General features: G+C 51.6%; 18 protein-coding genes and 1 riboswitch. Of the genes, 13 read left to right on the plus strand and 5 right to left on the minus strand.

Annotated features, from left to right (window positions below):
- Positions 1 to 33 precede the first annotated feature (33 nt).
- Complete coding sequence (locus J2T14_RS14360; protein ID WP_307206930.1) at positions 34 to 177, plus strand: sporulation histidine kinase inhibitor Sda; 144 nt, start codon at positions 34 to 36, stop codon at positions 175 to 177.
- 34 nt (positions 178 to 211) lie between these two features.
- Here J2T14_RS14360 and J2T14_RS14365 read toward each other — a convergent pair whose 3' ends face one another.
- Positions 212 to 460: a hypothetical protein gene (locus J2T14_RS14365; RefSeq protein WP_307471779.1), complete on the minus strand. Its 249-nt coding sequence runs from the start codon at positions 458 to 460 to the stop codon at positions 212 to 214.
- 96 nt (positions 461 to 556) lie between these two features.
- A complete protein-coding gene (locus tag J2T14_RS14370) occupies positions 557 to 1,558 on the minus strand; it encodes an NAD(P)/FAD-dependent oxidoreductase (RefSeq protein WP_307206932.1) in 1,002 nt (333 codons plus the stop codon).
- 387 nt (positions 1,559 to 1,945) lie between these two features.
- Here J2T14_RS14370 and J2T14_RS14375 point away from each other — a divergent pair, with 387 nt between their 5' ends.
- Both J2T14_RS14375 and J2T14_RS14380 read left to right on the plus strand, forming a co-directional pair.
- On the plus strand, positions 1,946 to 3,139 hold the full coding sequence (locus J2T14_RS14375; protein WP_307206934.1) for an NAD(P)/FAD-dependent oxidoreductase: 1,194 nt from the start codon (positions 1,946 to 1,948) through the stop codon (positions 3,137 to 3,139).
- Positions 3,139 to 3,423, plus strand: a complete 285-nt coding sequence (locus J2T14_RS14380; RefSeq protein ID WP_307206936.1) for a hypothetical protein — start codon at positions 3,139 to 3,141, stop codon at positions 3,421 to 3,423. The genes J2T14_RS14375 and J2T14_RS14380 overlap by 1 nt, the downstream gene beginning before the upstream one ends.
- A 172-nt stretch (positions 3,424 to 3,595) precedes the next feature.
- On the opposite strand, the gene hemQ is transcribed toward J2T14_RS14380, so the two are convergent.
- Complete coding sequence (gene hemQ, locus J2T14_RS14385; protein WP_307471782.1) at positions 3,596 to 4,348, minus strand: hydrogen peroxide-dependent heme synthase; 753 nt, start codon at positions 4,346 to 4,348, stop codon at positions 3,596 to 3,598.
- Positions 4,349 to 4,511: 163 nt separating this feature from the next.
- Between hemQ and J2T14_RS14390 the strand changes: the two genes are divergently transcribed.
- The 7 genes from J2T14_RS14390 to J2T14_RS14420 all read left to right on the plus strand — a co-directional run bounded on the left by J2T14_RS14390 (position 4,512) and on the right by J2T14_RS14420 (position 11,060).
- Positions 4,512 to 4,802, plus strand: coding sequence for a YuiB family protein (locus J2T14_RS14390; protein WP_307206940.1), 291 nt, complete (start codon positions 4,512 to 4,514; stop codon positions 4,800 to 4,802).
- A 202-nt stretch (positions 4,803 to 5,004) separates the two neighbouring features.
- Positions 5,005 to 6,525 (plus strand): helicase DnaB, encoded by a 1,521-nt coding sequence (locus J2T14_RS14395; protein ID WP_307206941.1) that lies wholly within the window; start codon positions 5,005 to 5,007, stop codon positions 6,523 to 6,525.
- A 20-nt stretch (positions 6,526 to 6,545) separates the two neighbouring features.
- Entirely contained in the window at positions 6,546 to 7,502 is a 957-nt protein-coding gene (gene dnaI, locus J2T14_RS14400) for a primosomal protein DnaI (RefSeq protein WP_307471784.1), read from the plus strand.
- A 355-nt stretch (positions 7,503 to 7,857) separates the two neighbouring features.
- Positions 7,858 to 8,973 carry a sulfate ABC transporter substrate-binding protein gene (locus J2T14_RS14405; RefSeq protein WP_307471786.1) on the plus strand — a complete coding sequence of 372 codons (1,116 nt, stop codon included), beginning with the start codon at positions 7,858 to 7,860 and terminating at the stop codon, positions 8,971 to 8,973.
- 34 nt (positions 8,974 to 9,007) lie between these two features.
- Positions 9,008 to 9,841 carry a sulfate ABC transporter permease subunit CysT gene (gene cysT / locus J2T14_RS14410; protein ID WP_307471789.1) on the plus strand — a complete coding sequence of 278 codons (834 nt, stop codon included), beginning with the start codon at positions 9,008 to 9,010 and terminating at the stop codon, positions 9,839 to 9,841.
- A gap of 70 nt (positions 9,842 to 9,911) precedes the next feature.
- The gene (cysW, locus tag J2T14_RS14415) at positions 9,912 to 10,778 is read left to right on the plus strand and encodes a sulfate ABC transporter permease subunit CysW (protein ID WP_307471791.1); all 867 of its coding nucleotides are present in this window, start codon (positions 9,912 to 9,914) and stop codon (positions 10,776 to 10,778) included.
- 45 nt (positions 10,779 to 10,823) lie between these two features.
- The gene (locus J2T14_RS14420; protein ID WP_307206950.1) at positions 10,824 to 11,060 is read left to right on the plus strand and encodes a YezD family protein; all 237 of its coding nucleotides are present in this window, start codon (positions 10,824 to 10,826) and stop codon (positions 11,058 to 11,060) included.
- A 59-nt stretch (positions 11,061 to 11,119) separates the two neighbouring features.
- Here J2T14_RS14420 and J2T14_RS14425 read toward each other — a convergent pair whose 3' ends face one another.
- Positions 11,120 to 11,266, minus strand: coding sequence for a YqzM family protein (locus J2T14_RS14425; RefSeq protein WP_307206951.1), 147 nt, complete (start codon positions 11,264 to 11,266; stop codon positions 11,120 to 11,122).
- 203 nt (positions 11,267 to 11,469) lie between these two features.
- Here J2T14_RS14425 and uvrC point away from each other — a divergent pair, with 203 nt between their 5' ends.
- Complete coding sequence (gene uvrC / locus J2T14_RS14430) at positions 11,470 to 13,368, plus strand: excinuclease ABC subunit UvrC (protein WP_307471793.1); 1,899 nt, start codon at positions 11,470 to 11,472, stop codon at positions 13,366 to 13,368.
- On the opposite strand, the gene J2T14_RS14435 is transcribed toward uvrC, so the two are convergent.
- The gene (locus J2T14_RS14435) at positions 13,337 to 14,968 is read right to left on the minus strand and encodes a CPBP family intramembrane glutamic endopeptidase (protein WP_307471795.1); all 1,632 of its coding nucleotides are present in this window, start codon (positions 14,966 to 14,968) and stop codon (positions 13,337 to 13,339) included. The two genes, uvrC and J2T14_RS14435, sit on opposite strands and share 32 nt — an antisense overlap.
- A gap of 258 nt (positions 14,969 to 15,226) precedes the next feature.
- Positions 15,227 to 15,400: riboswitch (cyclic di-AMP (ydaO/yuaA leader) on the plus strand.
- A 94-nt stretch (positions 15,401 to 15,494) separates the two neighbouring features.
- On the opposite strand from J2T14_RS14435, the gene J2T14_RS14440 reads away from it, so the two are divergent.
- Together J2T14_RS14440 and J2T14_RS14445 are read left to right on the plus strand one after the other, a co-directional pair.
- Entirely contained in the window at positions 15,495 to 16,841 is a 1,347-nt protein-coding gene (locus J2T14_RS14440) for a TrkH family potassium uptake protein (RefSeq protein WP_307206956.1), read from the plus strand.
- Between the two features lie 17 nt (positions 16,842 to 16,858).
- Positions 16,859 to 17,521, plus strand: a complete 663-nt coding sequence (locus J2T14_RS14445; RefSeq protein WP_307207124.1) for a potassium channel family protein — start codon at positions 16,859 to 16,861, stop codon at positions 17,519 to 17,521.
- Positions 17,522 to 17,545 lie beyond the last annotated feature (24 nt).

Below are 17,545 nucleotides of genomic sequence, written 5' to 3' on the forward strand. Positions count from 1 at the left end.
AATCATTTTTATTTGAAGAAAGGGTGTGCAGGTATGGAGTTGCTTTCTGACGAAATGCTGATTGACACTTATTTTGCGGCAATCCAGTATAATCTGGATCAGGAATTTATCCGAATGCTTGCGATGGAACTGAAACGCCGAAAGGTTAACCCGGATTCCAGTAGAATTACGGCATAATCTCTTGCGTGCAAGCGGTGCTAATAGACGCAGCTTAAATCCACTCGTTAACCGAGATCTCGGCCGTCAGCTGACAGGTCGGGCAATATATAATATGGTTGCAATGGGCTAAGGACGGTTCCAGCGGGTCGAGGGACTCATTCGCGAATGGTTCATTAATAGGCTCGTACGGGGCATAAGGTCCGACCCAATCGTTGACTCGACCTCCGTCGATTAACGATCCCGTACAAGAAGAGCAGTGCTCTTGAATGGACGTAAGCCCGTTGCATACCGGACAAAACATAGGGTATCCTCCTTGGCTCGCCGCGCATGATGATGCGATAGCGAATGATTATTGGCCAAGGTTAGGATACCCTTTGTTCATATTTATAATTACGGACTAAAGCTTCATATTGCTGCTATGGCCGGGGGACAGCTTGGCGCTTGGATCAACGTACACTTTAGCGTTGTTGATCGCGGTAGGCGCCTCGCCGAATCCGACGGCAATCAGCTTGAGCTTGCCGGGATACGTTGTAATATCCCCTGCCGCGAAAATACCTGGAATATTCGTCTCCATGCGGGTATCGACTACAATGGAACCGCTCTGAATATTTATGCCCCAATCGGCGATTGGACCAAGCGAAGATACGAATCCGAAGTTGACGATGACGGCATCGACCTCAAGCTCGGTAGTTTCTAGTGTCTTCACATTCGTAAGCGTAACTTTACCGATGCGGCTCTCGCCGTGAAGTTTCGTAATTTCAGTAGGGGTCACGACTTTAACGGATGAGTTCATTAAGTTCTCGACGCTATGCTCATGCGCGCGAAACTTATCTCTGCGGTGTATAAGCGTTACGCTTTCGGCGATCGGTTCAAGCATGAGCGACCAGTCTACCGCAGAATCGCCTCCGCCGCTTATAAGTACCTTCTTTCCTTTGAACCGTTGGAGATCACCGACAAAATAATGAAGGTTGGTTTTCTCATATGTAGCAGCCTCGGGCAATTCAAGACGACGAGGTTCGAAAGCGCCGACGCCTGCCGTAATGATGACCGCTTTGGCGAAGTGTGAACCCTTGTCCGTAACGATCTCGAAGAGGCGCTCGTCATGTTTGATCACATTGTTCACTTTCTCTTCCAAGCAGATTTCCGGATTAAACAGCTGAAGCTGCTCCTTAAGACGATCAACCAGCTCTTGAGCTGTAACTTTAGGGAATCCGGCAACGTCATAAATATACTTCTCTGGATAAAGCGCCGCAAGCTGGCCGCCAAGCTGCGGCATGCTTTCAATTAGCTTAACGGATGCTTGGCGCATCCCGCCGTAGAAGGCTGCGAAAAGTCCAGCGGGGCCGCCGCCGATAATGACGATATCGATAGGATTGACAGATGGATTAGAAATAGGCAATTTGAGCACCTCCAATATGCTGACCGTTCTTGATCCGTACGATTTTCATTATAAACTTTCAAGAGGAAAGAAGGAAATAATTAATTTGGATAGAACTCTAAACAATTTCGTATATTTTGCCCTTGAACTTTTCATGAAAACTATGTAATATTTCTGATGTATGTTAAGTACGGAGTGTTCTGTAGAGACCAAATAGAGCAGCAGAGCAGCGGCTTTTTTCATCCATTGCATAAGCAATTTTTAATCGTTTTGGCTTCGCCGCGAGCCGTTCGTTTGTTGATAAATGTTTGTTATTAAGCGCAAACTGTAAGTATCATTATAAATATTCGGATGGGTTTGTGTAATTTTTCACAGAGAAAAAAGACTAGGATTGGATGGGATCATACGATGAGCAACATACCTAAAATCGTCATACTGGGAGCGGGCTACGGTGGCGTCTTGACTGCACTTCGTTTGCAGAAAGAGCTGAATTACAACGAAGCGGACGTCACATTGGTTAACAAACACGACTATCACTACATTACGACGCATCTCCATATGCCTGCTGCAGGTACGGACAATCCGGAGAACGCACGCGTCAGCATTTCGAAGCTGATCGACGAATTCAAGATCGACTTCGTCAAATCGACGGTTGTACAGATCCGTCCGCAAGACAAGAAGGTCATCCTTGAAGACGGAACGCTATCCTACGATTACTTGGTTATCGGTCTCGGCGGTGAACCGGAAACGTTCGGCATTCCTGGTCTAGGCGAGCACGCGATGAATATCCGCAGCATTAACTCGGTTCGTCTGATCCGTGAACATATTGAATATCAATTCGCTCGTTACAAACGAGAGCCTCATCGTACAGATTACTTAACATTTGTTGTCGGCGGCGCCGGTTTCACAGGCATCGAGTTCGTCGGAGAGTTGTCGGACCGTATTCCTGAGCTATGCAAGCAATTCGACGTCGATCCTTCGCTCGTTAAGATTTATAATATTGAAGCTGCTCCAACAGCGCTTCCGGGCTTCGACCCTGAACTCGTAGAGTACGGCATGGACGTACTTACGAAGAAGGGCGTAACGTTCCGTATCGGTACGGCTATTAAGGAATGTTCGCCAGAGGGCGTTATCGTTGGCGAAGGCGAAGAGATTAAGTCGGCAACCGTTATCTGGACCGGCGGCATTCGCGGCAACCGTCTCATTGAGGAAGCCGGCTTCGAAACGATGCGCGGACGCGTGAAGGTCGATGAGTTCCTTCGCTCGCCGGGCAACGAGAACATCTATATCGTCGGCGATAACTCGCTGATGTTCAACGAGGAAGGCCGTCCATACCCGCCGACTGCGCAGATCGCTATGCAGCAAGGCGTCGTATGCGCCCATAACTTGGTGGCTTCGATTCGCAACCAGCCGCTTAAGACGTTCACGTTCAGCAACAAAGGAACGGTTGCGTCGCTCGGCAAGGGCGAAGCGATCGGCATCGCTTTCGGCAAGAAATACAAAGGCCGCACGGCTGCTTGGCTGAAGAAGCTGATCGACCTGCGCTACTTGTTCATTATCGGCGGTATTCCGCTTGTTCTTCGAAAAGGGAAGTTCCTATAATGCGCCACTGCAGCGTACAAGTGCGCGGCTTGCTAACGAGAGATGAGCTCGACCGTTACAACGCGCTGATGGAGGTCGGCTCATTTCTGGAATCGCAAACCCGCTACGACCTCGCTTATACGGTGCAGAAGGAAGTTGACCTTCTTATTCAACCGGCTATCGAGCGTCTGAAGGACAAAAGCCGCGCGCGAGACAGGGCTACCCAAGAGTACTTGGAAGCCAAGCGTCTGGGGCTTGAAGCGGACGATGACGATGAAGACGAGGATAACGACGACGAGGACTAATCGACGAAAGCTTCCGCCATAGGCGGAAGCTTTTTTTATTTTGCTGATATAATTTTTAACGTCGAAAGTACGCTGGCTTATTTGGAGCATGGGGGAATCGAATAGTATCAAAAAAGAACCGTCTCGCAAGGCCTTGAGCCTGGAGACGGTTCCTCATTAGGATGAATGAAGGTTAATCCTGGATGCTTAGCAACGAGGCGAACTTGTTGCTGCCCAGCAGGTTGCCGACGTAGAAGTCGCCGAACTCGCCGAAGCGCGCGCTTACTTCGTCGAAGCGCATCTCGTAGACGAGCTTCTTGAATTGAAGCGCGTCGTCCGCGAACAGCGTTACGCCCCATTCCCAGTCGTCGAAGCCGACCGAGCCTGTTATGATTTGTTTCACTTTGCCGGCATACTGGCGGCCGATCATGCCATGGCTGCGCATCATCGTACGGCGCTCGTCCATGCTGAGCATGTACCAGTTGTCGTTGCCGGAGCGGCGTTTGTTCATCGGGTAGAAACAAATATGGTTCGCTTTTGGAAGCGTCGGCTTCAAACGGGCAATAATGTCCGGATTTTGCATGGGGTCGCTGCCCGGCTGGGCCATGTAGTTGCTCAATTCTACGATGCTGACATACGAATGGGCAGGCTTCGTGAAGCTGGCGAACGATGTTTTGTTGAACGCAGTCTCGATCGCATTCAGTTCCTCAAGCGTTTCACGTAAGTGCATCAGAACGAAGTCGGCTTTTTGACCTACGATGCTGTATACGGCCGTGCTGCCTTGCTTGCTGTCCTCTATTGCAGACCACTGGCTCAGGAAAGATTGAAGCTCATCGAGCGCCTTCCCTCTCTCGGCCTCTCCCGCTAGCCTCCATGCGGTCCAATCGATCGAACGGAAATCGTGCAGGGCGTACCAGCCCTCTAATGTTTGTGCGGCTTCACTCATGTTGGATATATGCTCCTCTCCATTTGGCTTGACTTCTAACATTGTATCGTAATCCGTCCGAGCAGAGCAAATGGCGGTCTTGTGACATTTGTCCTTCGCTAATTGACTTCCATGTTGCCATTATTTAAACTAGGAATCGAGAGTGTGAAAGGAGAAGTCTGGGATGCTTCAGTTAGTTATTGCGACCGTGCTTTTTATGGTCATGTTGTTCGGGATCGGCTTCATATTGAACATGCTTCTTAAGACGACATGGTTTCCATTATACTTATTCATTATTGGAATTATTCCGCTTGGCATGTGGGCGCCATGGGACGCATCGGCGAAGACGACGATTCAGAACTTCGCGGATTACACGGTGATCGATTATATTCCAGTTATTGGCGCGGTCTTCGGGGCGTACATAAGCGGCTGGGCCATTCGCGCGCTGCGCAGAGGCGGCTACAAAATGTTTTAACCAACGTAAACGGCTGTCACCGGCCTCTGGCGGTAAAGCTTACGTTTCGCGAGAAATACAGACATTGGTCAAGGTTATCAAGATAGATTGCTGTATTTACGGAAATCCCTCATTCGGGGGATTTTTCTATTTTTCGACTCGACCTTATATGCGAGATTTGTGCTAAAATGATAGAAAGTAAGTTTGGGATGGAGTCGGTGCGATGCGCATCAATAATATATTGCATTATACGGAACACCACCGTTATTACATATTTCGTGATTTTTCGCTAAGCAGCCTGGACTACAAAATGCTATCGCTGATCTATCAGCCGATGATCGGCGCTTTTGCCGTGGCTTTGTACCAGCAGTTGTATCACGGAATCGCCGAAGGGCAGTCCGGTTTCTCGGAGCTGGAGCCTCAGCGAAAGCTATTTCTCGGTTTAGGACTTGAGATGAATGAGCGAAGCAGGAAACACTTGATCGAGCAGGCATCGAAGCTTGAGGCCGTTGGGCTGTTGCAGACCTCACGGCTAGGCATGCCCGACAATGCCGACGTTATCTATGAATACGAGCTGTCGGAGCCGCTATCGCCGACGGAATTTTTCCGCAACATGCATCTGACCATGCTGCTGCGCGACAAGATTGGCAAGTATGCGGTCATTGCGCTGCGAGAGTCGTTCGGAGCTAACGAGCCGGATGAGCTTGCGAATGCGCAATTGACCAAAGAGAATATCTCGGTGCCGTTCTATGAGCTGTTCAAGCTTAATATGCAATCGGTAGACGACGAGCTGGAGCAGGCGTTGACCGAGGTTGCCCCAGCTAGGCAGGCTGCCCCGAGACAGCAGCTTGAGACGGCGGGTATCGCTTATGGGGAAATTATAATGCGCTTCCCGCGCAATTCGGCCAATCGCCGCTTCGTCGAGCATCTGCGCAGCGATAACGAGCAGCTCGCTCAAGTGAATTACGTCGCTTACAAGTACAGCTTAAGCGTCGTCGATATTTGCCGTTTGCTCGATGAAGACGGCATCTTCGATCCGAACGGAGATCTTATGATTGACGAGCTGCAGCTTCGTGCCAACCAGCTGTACCGGCAAGACAAGAAACGCGAGGGGGACCGTCAGCGTGTCATCGCCCGCTCGCAAGCGGCTGCAAGATCGGATGAAGAATCCGAGGAGCCGGACGAGGAGTTCGCCGTCAACGAGGAATTTTATTTGCAGGTGCCGAGCCAGCTGCTCGGACGCTGCGATATCCAGCAATACAACATGCTTATGCGCAATGAGCCGCATACGCGGTTCCTGCAGCGCTTCTTCCCTGGAGCAGTGCCGGAATGGATCGATCGCGTGTTCGAGCGAATCGACCTCAACTACCGTCTTCCTGCGCCCGTAATTAATGTTCTTATTCATTATGTTATTGGAGCGAATGATGCGCAGCGCGTGACGAAGGCGTTTCTGGACGCCGTTGCATCGAATATGCTGATGCAGCAGATCGACAGCTTCGAGAAGGCCGTTCAATACGTTCGCGAACAGGCTCAAGTGGAGCAGGATAAGGAACGCCGCAAGGAAGCGGTGAGCAGCTATAGCGCCGCCGGAGCGAGAAGCGGCGGCCGTGGAAGCCGAAGCGGCGGCGGGACATCCCGCAAGCCGTCCATCCCCATCGTGCAGGACGGACAGCCAGGCGCTGCCGTATCGGCCGATGAATTGGAGGAGCTGCGGAAGCTTGCCCGGAAGATCGATGGCAAATAATAGAGACGAGGTGATGGAGGATGGAATCGCTAGGTGATTTATTGAAAGCTTGGCCGACAGGAAGGTCTATTACCGATCAAGCGAAGCAGAAGATGGAGGAGCTCATGGCCGACCCGCTTGTGGAGAAGCTGCTTGTGAGGTACCCGGAGCTTGACGAGCGGGCGATCCGTCTGAACCTTAACCGCGTATATCAATATGTAACGGAATACCGCAATTGTACTCATTGTCCGGGGTTGGACCTTTGCCCGAACGACTTCGAAGGCCACTATACGCTGCTTAGCTCGGAGACGGTGAACGGTAGCGTTCAACTGTATGACCGCAAGGTCGCATGCAAGAAATTCGTTGCCCGCGAAAGCGAGCAGAAGATTCGCAGCCGTATTCGCAGCTTCTATGTTGACGACGCGGCGCTAAGACGCGGCTACTCGTCCGACGAGATTCTGACGAACGACCTCGAGCGTGCCAAGGCGGTTGGACAATTGCTGCGTTATATCGACCGTACGAAGGAGCATGGCTTGCAGCAGGAGGGACTGTTCCTGTCCGGACGCTTCGGCACGGGCAAAACATTCCTCATGTGCTATATGCTGCAGGAGCTTGCGAAGCAAGGCCATTCGGGCGTTATCGTCTACATGCCCGACTTCGTCGAGGATTTGAAGTCGCTCATGCATGAGCCGGGCAAACTGAAGGAGACGGTCGAAATGATGAAGGAGACCGACCTTCTTATTTTCGACGATATCGGCGCGGAGAACTTGAATCCCTGGGTTCGGGACCATGTGCTCGGAGCGATTCTCAATTACCGGATGGAGCGCAAGCCGACCTTCTACACGTCGAACTACGAGCTGGATGCGCTTGAGAAGCACTTCAGCTTTACGAGCAAAGATGGAGAGGAGCTCCATAAGGGACAACGGATTATGGACCGAATCAGGCCTTATGTGGAAGTCTTGATGGTTACTGGCGAGAATAAACGCGGCCGCAAATAAATAAAGGTAAAGCCTTGGCTGGCACGATACATTGTATCTGTGGGCCAAGGCTTTTTTTTGCATTGTTGCAGGGTCCGCTGGAAATAGCGAAAAAACCTTTCGCTATTCCTCCTCAACCAACCCCGCTGCCTTAATTGCCATTCCAAAAACCATTATAAGTCGATCTTATGCCCTTCATTAATTTTTTTGAAATAACCTATTGACAGTCTTGCGGTTACGCTGGTAGAATTCTCCCATAACCAACTAAACAGGTAGGAATTAAATGTTTTGCGACCGGACCACCGGAGTTGACACCTAACCGCTCATGACCCTAAAGTCATGGCCTGTAAACAACAAATAAGGGGTGCAATTATTCATGAAAAAGATAACTCATGTACGGTCGGTCGTTATTATTCTCGCATTAACGTTGGTACTAGCGGCTTGCGGCCAATCCGGCAACAACACGAATACAACTACAAATAAACCAGCAAATGCAGCAACGGATGCTCCAGCAACTAACGCAACGGATGAGCCGGCCAAGGCTGAGCCTAAGCCGCCAGTTGAGCTGCTTAACGTATCGTATGACCCTACTCGCGAACTTTATGTCGAGTACAACGAAGCTTTCGCGAAGCATTGGAAAGAAGAGACGGGCCAAGAAGTGACGATCAAGCAATCGCATGGCGGTTCCGGCAAGCAAGGCCGCGCCGTTATCGACGGTTTGAAAGCAGACGTGGTGACACTCGCGCTTGGATATGACATCGACGCGATCGTGGAGCCAGGACTTATCAATGAAGATTGGCAGTCGAAGTTCGAGCACAACAGCGCTCCATACACATCGACAATCGTATTTCTCGTACGCAAAGGCAACCCGAAAGGCATCAAAGATTGGAACGACCTGATTAAAGATAAAGTTGAAGTCATTACGCCGAATCCGAAAACATCCGGCGGCGCTCGTTGGAACTACCTTGCCGCATGGGGCTACGCGTTGAAACAAAACGGCGGCGACGAAGCAAAAGCACAAGAGTTCGTAGCGGAATTGTTCAAACACGTACCGGTTCTCGATTCCGGCGCACGAGGTTCAACAACGACCTTCGTAGAACGCGGTATCGGCGACGTGCTGCTCGCTTGGGAGAACGAAGCGTTCCTGTCGATCAACGAGCTTGGCCCGGACAAATTCGAGATCGTATATCCTTCGCTCAGCATTTTGGCTGAACCACCGGTAGCCGTTGTAGACAAAGTCGTTGACGAGCGGGGTACGCGTGAAGTATCGGAAGCTTACTTGAAATACCTCTATTCCGATGAAGGCCAAGAAATCGCAGCGAAAAACTACTACCGTCCGATCAACGAAACAGTACTTGCGAAATACAAAGAAACGTTCAAAGACCTTGAATTGCTCACGATCGACCAAGACTTCGACGGTTGGAAAACAGCGCAGGAAAAACATTTCGCGGATGGCGGCGTTTTCGACAAAATCTATACCCCAGGTTCTTAATGCGCGATCCCTATACGACTGGAGCTGACTTCACATGAAAGGTTCCAAGCCCCGTAACGTCTTGCCGGGTTTTGGCTTATCGATGGGTTTCACCATCTTCTATCTAAGCGTTATCGTGTTAATCCCGCTTAGCGCCGTATTATTCAAGACGTTCGAGCTTAGCTGGCCTGAGTTTTGGAAGACGGTGACGAGCGCGAGAGTTCTCGCCGCCTACCGGGTCAGCTTCTTGACCGCTTTCTTCGCCGGACTTGTCAATCTGGTGTTCGGGATGCTCATTGCGTGGGTGCTTGTAAGGTATCGTTTTCCCGGCAAAAAGCTGATCGACAGCCTAGTCGACTTGCCCTTCGCGCTGCCGACGGCGGTTGCGGGAATCGCCTTAACCGCGATCTACGCGCCGAACGGCTGGATCGGCTCTTACTTGGCGCCGCTTGGCATCAAGGTCGCTTACTCGCCGATTGGCATTACGATTGCGCTAATATTCATCGGCCTCCCGTTCGTCGTCCGGACGGTGCAGCCGGTGCTGCAGGATCTAGAGAAAGAAACGGAAGAAGCCGCCGTTATGCTGGGCGCTTACCGACTCCGCACGTTTTGGAAAGTCATCTTGCCCGAGCTTATGCCGGCGCTGGTAACAGGGTTCGCGATGGCATTCGCAAGGGGCATTGGCGAGTATGGCTCAGTCGTATTCATCTCCGGCAACATGCCGCTTAAGACGGAGATTACGCCGCTGCTAATTATGACGAAGCTCGAACAATACGATTACGCAGGCGCGACGGCAATAGCTCTCGTCATGCTGATTGTCTCGTTCCTCATGCTTTTGGTCATCAATTTATTGCAATGGCAAATGAATCGGAGGACCATTGCGAGATAGGCAAGCGATGAGCTTGCTTGCTTGAGCAATCCTTAAGCCGACCATCCAAACGGAGGAGGAGTAATCAAGTATGGCTGGAACAATTACCGTTCATTTAAACAAAGAAGCGTCGAAACGGCCGGAGCATGTCACCGAGTCCGGGCCGGTACGCTGGATACTCATTGCAATAGCGCTGCTATTTCTAGGCCTCATCGTCGTACTTCCGCTCCTGTCGATATTCGTAGAAGCGTTCAAGAAAGGCGTAGGCGTTTATATCGATTCCATCAAGGATCCGGACGCGATGTCGGCGCTCAAGTTGACACTCACGACAGCGCTCATCGCCGTACCGCTCAATACCGTGTTCGGTATCGCGGCGGCGTGGGCCATCTCGAAATTCCGTTTTCGCGGCAAAAATATACTTATTACGCTGATCGATCTGCCGTTTGCCGTATCGCCTGTCATATCTGGCATGGTCTACGTGCTCTTGTTCGGAGCGCAGGGCTTTCTCGGTCCTTGGCTGGACGACAGGGGCATCCAAATCATATTCGCATTGCCGGGCATCGTACTGGCAACGGTTTTCGTAACCGTGCCGTTCGTCGCGCGGGAGCTGATCCCGCATATGCAGGCACAGGGCGTACAGGAGGAGGAGGCAGCGTCGAGCCTCGGGGCGAAGGGCTGGCAAATCTTCTGGCGGGTTACTTTGCCGAACATCAAGTGGGGCTTGCTTTACGGCATTATTCTTTGCAATGCCCGCGCGATGGGTGAATTCGGCGCCGTATCCGTCGTGTCCGGTCATATTCGGGGAGAAACGAACACGCTTCCGCTTCATATCGAAATTTTGTACAACGAATACCAGTTTTCGGCTTCGTTCGCAGTAGCTTCTCTGCTCGTCATGCTCGCAGTCGTAACGTTGATCGTGAAAAGCATTGTCGAGTGGAAGTCGTCTTCTCAGCATTAACGAACAGAGCCGCGGCAAATCAATCATATAAGTGGAGGGATTCATATGGCGAAACCTTTGGAAGTGGATCAGCAGTGGCTGGAGCGAATTGCGGAGCAGGTTGGCGGATTGCAATACGGGCATGTTACGATTACCGTCCATGACGGCCGAATCGTACAGATCGATCGCTTGGAACGAACGAGATACGATCAGCCCTCCTCGAAGCAAAATCAATCCGAGCAGCAATCGACCAAAGGTCGCGACAACGCTGCATCGGGCGACGGCCTGCGTATTGTCCAATAGAGTAACGGTATATAAATTAAAGGAGGATAGGCCAGGCGGCCTATCCTCCTTTAATTGCATTACGAGATGACGAACTTTACGATTACGGCTACAGCGAACACTAAGGTCATGAAACCAAGCATGCCGCCGAAACCGAATACGACGTCCATCAAGTCGTGGCGAGGCTCTTCATTGAAATGCTCGCGCGGATCTCTAACGTTTTCCATCGTTGACGTCCTCCTTGAAAGACCGAATGCTGCAGCAACAGCCGCAAGCGGTTTCCTCTACAGTATCGGCTATTTCAACTTATATTAGTATACCGAAACAGTCGAACAATTGTAAAGCAACGAGTGGTGACAAATATGAGACAAAATATCGCCCGTTTATGCTAAAATGTGAACAGGATTGTATGGCAATCGGAGGTGCAAGCATGGAACAGCAACATCTAGCGGCAAAGGAACTTATACGGAACAAGCTAGCCTTGCTTCCCGACGGTCCGGGCTGCTACCTGATGAAGAACGGCGACGGCGTCATTATATACGTAGGCAAGGCGAAGGTGCTGAAGAACCGGGTGCGCTCGTATTTCAACGGCAGCCACAACGGCAAGACGCAGCGGCTCGTCTCGGAAATTCGCGATTTCGAATTTATCGTAACCGGCAGCAATATGGAAGCACTCATTCTGGAATGCAATTTAATCAAGCAGTATCATCCGCGATACAACGTGCTGCTCAAGGACGACAAGACGTTTCCGTATATTAAAATAACGAGCGAGAAGCATCCGCGTCTGGAAGTAACGAGGCGCGTCGTGAAGGACAAAGCGAAGTACTTCGGCCCTTATCCGAATGCCTACGCGGCGCAACAGACGCTTAAGCTGCTCGAGAGAATCTATCCGCTTCGCAAGTGCAAGACGTTGCCGGATAAGGTGTGTCTGTACTATCACCTCGGCCAATGCCTTGCTCCTTGCGAGTACGAGGTGGAGCAGCAATCTTACGACACGATGGTTCAAGAGATTACGCGCTTCCTCGGCGGCGGTCAGGACGTCGTCAAGGCGGAGCTTCAGCGGAAGATGGAAGCGGCAGCGGAGGACCTCGAATTCGAGCGGGCGAAAGAATTCCGCGATCAGATCGTAGCGATCGAGGCTGTCATGGAGAAGCAGAAGATTACGCTCTCCGATGCGCTCGACCGCGACGTATTCGGCTATGCGGTGGAGAAGGGTTGGATGTGCGTCCAAATCCTATATATGCGCAACGGCAAAATGATCGAGCGTCACGCGACGACTTTCCCGTATTACGGCGAAGAGTACGATGATTTCATGACGTTCGTAACGCAATATTACAGCGATAACCCTGCGCTGCCGAAGCAGATCTTCTTGCCGCTTCCTCCGGAGCTGGAGACGGAGCAAGCGCAACCGGAAGCTTCGAAAGATAGAGAAGCGATTCTGGAAGAATCGGATGAAGCGGCGGCAGGCTCCCGCGCGGACGATGTGATGGCTTCCCTTCATAGCTGGCTGAAGGTGAAAGTGCTTATGCCGCAGCGCGGACGCAAGAGCGAAGTCGTCTCGATGGCGATGGAGAATGCGCGCGTCATGCTGGAGGATAAGTTCAGGCTGATCGCCCGCGATGAAGAGCGGAGCGTGAAGGCGTCGGAGTCGCTTGCCGAATGGCTTGGACTGACCGAGGTGCGCCGCATCGAGGCGTTCGACAACTCGAACATTCAAGGGACGAATCCCGTATCGGCGATGGTCGTCTTCACGGACGGCAAGCCGGACAAGAAGGAGTACCGCAAGTACAAGGTCAAGACCGTACAAGGGCCGGATGATTACGAAACGATGCGCGAGGTCATCCGCAGACGTTACGAGCGCGTCCTTAAGGAGCAGTTGACACCGCCGGATCTGATCGTCGTCGACGGCGGCAGAGGGCAAATCTCGGCCGCGCTGGACATCCTCGAGAATGAGCTTGGCTTATCGATTCCCGTTTGCGGCCTAGTGAAGGATGCGAAGCATAAGACGGCTCAGCTTATGACGGGCGATCCGCCGGAAGTTGTGCCTCTGCCTCGAGACAGCCAGGAGTTCTACCTGCTGCAGCGCATCCAGGACGAGGTGCATCGCTACGCGATCTCGTTCCACCGCGAGCAGCGCGCCAAGTCGATGGTGGAATCGAAGCTTGATTCGATCCCGGGTATCGGCGAGAAGCGGCGCAAGCTGCTGCTCAAGCATTTTGGCTCGATCCGCAAAATAAAAGAGGCCTCCGTCGAAGACTTCAGGCCTCTCTCTATAGGGGATAAGCTCGCCGGGCAAATTATTGCCGCTCTAAGGGAAGAACCGTCGTAACCGGCGGATTCTTCTCTTTTTTGTTGCCCATGTACTTGATTACATACGCGATTAGAATCGGCAGAATGACGAAGAAGACACCGGATGCGATATCGAACGCCGAGCCGACGGTGAAGATCGTGATCGCCACGCCGACGCTATTGAATATCGCATGGGTGAACATAGCCGTGATCAAGCCGTACCTGACGAAGATGAAACTGAAGATGAGCCCGATAATCATAAGCTCGATGAGCCTCGTCGAAGACGGGTAGAGCGGATACATGACGTGGCCGAGCGCCCAGGATATCGTAGGAATAAGTGCGGCGACGAAAGTGTTTTTGAACCATTTGCGGAACAAGCCGATGCCGAAAAACCGGAATACCGCTTCTTCCGATATAGCAGCGGCCCAAGCAAGCACGGGCATCAGCCATAGATAGGCCATATTATAAGGAGATTGCGTCACGTCGCTCGTAGACCATGTGCCGATCGTGTATTTCAAACCGATGAAGATGGCCGCTTGCAGCGCGAACAGAATGGCGGCGAAACAGTAGCCAAGTCCCATGCTGCGCCATACATAGGTGCCATACCCGGGTTGGCCGAACCTCGGCCATAAGGAGCGTCCCTGCGCCTTCCACAAGCCGTCGCCGGCGACGAGCGAAATGTAGATCGAGCCTGCCATTGGGATGGACAGCAGGACGGTGAACACGGCGGTAATTAATATCTGTCCGCTAAAATCAGTTTGTTCGCCAAGCGATGCCCTTATGCCGTCGAGCACGTTCAGATTGATAATCACATAAGTGACGAAGTAGATAATGGTAAGGACGATTCCGCGCTTGAACGATGTATGCCTCCGGTAGAGAACGGCATAGATGACCGCAAGTACGAATAGGATGAAGCTCATTAGGATGAAGCCGAAACCGGTCATGAATTGCGCCCATCTGTCCTGGCCCTCTACGTAATCCCTATACTCGGCCGGCGCGATGAAGCTTGGCTTGTATTTTATCATGACGGGCTTGCCGTCAATCATGCTTACGGCGACCGTAACCTGCAGCTGCGATTCGCCAATCGTATAACCCGCGGGCTTCACGCCCCACTCTCCGTTCGGATATGCCGCACCGCTCGTTAACTCTTCCGCGCGGAAGCCTTGCTCTTCGAGCAGTGCAATAGCTTGCTCGTTTAGCCTCGGATCGGTGTCGACGACCGGCTCGCCGCCATGCAAATTCCAAGCTACAATACGCTTGTTCTGCATATGGACGTAGACGTAACCTTTACCGCCCGCGCCGTCAAAGTCCACCTCGACTTGGTACGTATCGGTCGGAAACTGCTTATCGTATTGATCGGCATAAGCCTCCGTCAACTCGTCGCGCGAGATATAGCCGTTCATAAGCTTATCGGATTGATGGACGGCATTGGCGGAATCCGCCTCGCGTCCGACTAGCTCCTCGGCGAACTTCGAAGCGGTCTGCTCCGCTTCCGCCTTGCTGATTGCCTTGCCGCCGTATTCATCCGACTCGCTTGCTTTGATTAATGGAACGATGTCTATGAACATGTAAATAATAAGACAGGCAACGGCTGCCCCTATGTAACGCTTCCATTCCTTGTGCTGGATCGAATCAATCATTGGTTCACCTCATGCGAATAAGAGTAGGATGAAGCATTCTATACTACCATATCACAACGCTCCCTGAATTATCCATTGAAAATAGCTGTTTATTTTCACAATTGTTTCATAAACCCGCGAAATAACGATGTGCATGAAGCGTAGGGCAAGCTGATGCGCTTAACTGCGTCTTTTTGGTCGAATATCGCCGCTTTTGTGAGCAATGATAGCTTTATGCTAAGCCGTATTTAGGCTTATAATCGATAACGTCGTACCAAATGAATAGCACTGCCGAATTTCTTTAAGAAAACGGGGGAACCATAATTGTTGCCGGACATCCGGCGGCATGGGGTGAATTTCAACAGCGCTGGGCAAGTCTCCGGCGATTGAATAGGGCTGCCTGTCCAGGCCCGAATCCGTCAGCTAACCTCGTAGGCGTATTGGAACAGGACTCATCTTCATGAGCACTTTCAGTTTCCAGTGCTTTTTTTTGTGCGTTTATATCCGTAACGCAGGAGATTTCAAGAAGATCGAGGTGCACATCATAGTGAATTTTGCATGGATTTGGAATGTGAAGAATTGGTCGCCGCCAAGAATAATCGTCAGCGGCTTCGCTATTATTATATTGCTGGGGGCGTTTGTCCTCTCGCTGCCCTTCGCTTCGGCGACCGGGGAACGACTCGACTTTATTGACGCTTTGTTCACGGCGACGTCGGCAACATGCGTTACCGGACTGGTCGTTGTCGATACCGGCACGTATTTCTCGACAGCCGGTCAGATCGTGCTCATGGTGCTGTTCCAGCTCGGCGGTCTCGGCTTCATGACTATGGCGACGCTTGTCGCACTCGTCTTCCGCAGGAAGATCTCGCTGCGTGAACGGCTCATACTCCAAGAGTCGATGAATCAGACGAGCATGGAAGGCATCGTCAAGCTCATTCGGCGAGTCCTTTACTACTCGTTGTCGATCGAACTGGCAGGTTTTTTATTATTCACGTTCCGTTTCTCGTTCGACATGCCGCTTGGCAAGGCAGCTTTCTTCGGCGCCTTCCACGCCGTATCGTTGTTCAACAATGCCGGGTTCGACATATTTGGGGAATATCGCAGCTTAATGCTGTATGTATCCGATCCTATCGTTAATATAACCGCGATGTCGCTCATCGTATTCGGCGGATTAGGCTTCGTGGTGATGTCCGATCTGCTTGAATATCGGAGGAAGCGCAAACTATCGCTCCATAGTAAGGTCGTACTCGCAATGACGGGAACACTCATCGGTATCGGCGCGCTCGTCTTGTTCATTTTCGAATTTACAAATCCGCTGACGCTTGGGTCTCTCGATTGGGGCGGCAAAATATGGGCCTCCTTCTTCCAAGCAATTACGCCGCGTACGGCGGGAGCCAATACGCTCGACTATACCGCCCTAAGGCAGGCAACCGTCTTCTTCACGATTATTCTCATGTTCATCGGCGCATCGCCGGGCTCGACAGGGGGCGGGATCAAGACGACGACGTTCACCTTGCTTGTCGGTGCCGTAATCTCGATGATTCGCGGTCGCGAGGATATCGTCTTCTTCCGCTACAGGATGGCCAAAGAACGTATTTTTAAAGCGTTGACCATTACCATCTTGTCTCTTACGCTCGTCGTTGTCGTAACGATGGTATTGGCAACAATCGAGGATCAACCGTTTTTGAAAATATTGTTCGAAGCTACTTCCGCTTTCGGCACCGTCGGTTTATCGGTCGGCCTGACGCCCGAATTAAGCCATGTAGGCAAGATGATCATCATGGTTACGATGTTTGCCGGACGGCTGGGTCCGCTTACTCTCGCTTATGCATTAGGGCCTGGAACAGACAAAGAGTTGTACCGGCATCCGGAAGGTAAAATAACAATTGGATAGGGGATTTACAGGTGGCTATCAAACACAGTCAGTTTGTCATTGTAGGCTTGGGAAGGTTCGGATCGAGCCTCGGGAGGGAACTCATCGAGCTCGGCCACGAGGTGCTTGGCATCGATTTGGATGAAGAAACGGTGCAAGATATGAGCAGTGTGCTTACGTACGCCGTATCGGCCGATTGCACGGACGAGGAGACGCTTCGCTCGCTTGGCGTTCGTAATTTCGACTGCGGGGTCGTTGCGATTGGCGATGACATACAAGCTAGTATTTTAACGGCTATATTATTGAAGGATCTTGGAGTGAAAAAGGTTGTGGCGAAAGCCATGTCCGAATTGCATGGCCGCGTTCTTGAGAAGATCGGCGTCGACCGCGTCGTCTATCCGGAACGGGATATGGGCATCCGAGTCGCGCATCAGCTCGTATCGCCTAATCTGCTCGATTATATCGAGCTGTCCAAGGACTATACGATCGCCGAGCTTGCCGTTCCGAAGTGCTTGAACGGCAAGTCGCTGAACGACCTTAATCCTCGGGCTAGATTCGGCTGCAGCATCGTCGCAATCAATAAGGCGAACGGCATTATTATTGCTCCTTCCGCGACGGATGTGCTTACGGAACGCGACATTATGGTTATTATCGGGACGAACGAGCAAATCGAGGATTTCGAGGCGACGGTTATACGCTAATCGATGGGCCAACTTATGGATTCG

Origin of the sequence: Paenibacillus harenae, assembly GCF_030812415.1 — a bacterium.
In the GTDB taxonomy this organism is placed as follows: Bacteria; Bacillota; Bacilli; order Paenibacillales; family Paenibacillaceae; genus Pristimantibacillus; species Pristimantibacillus harenae_A.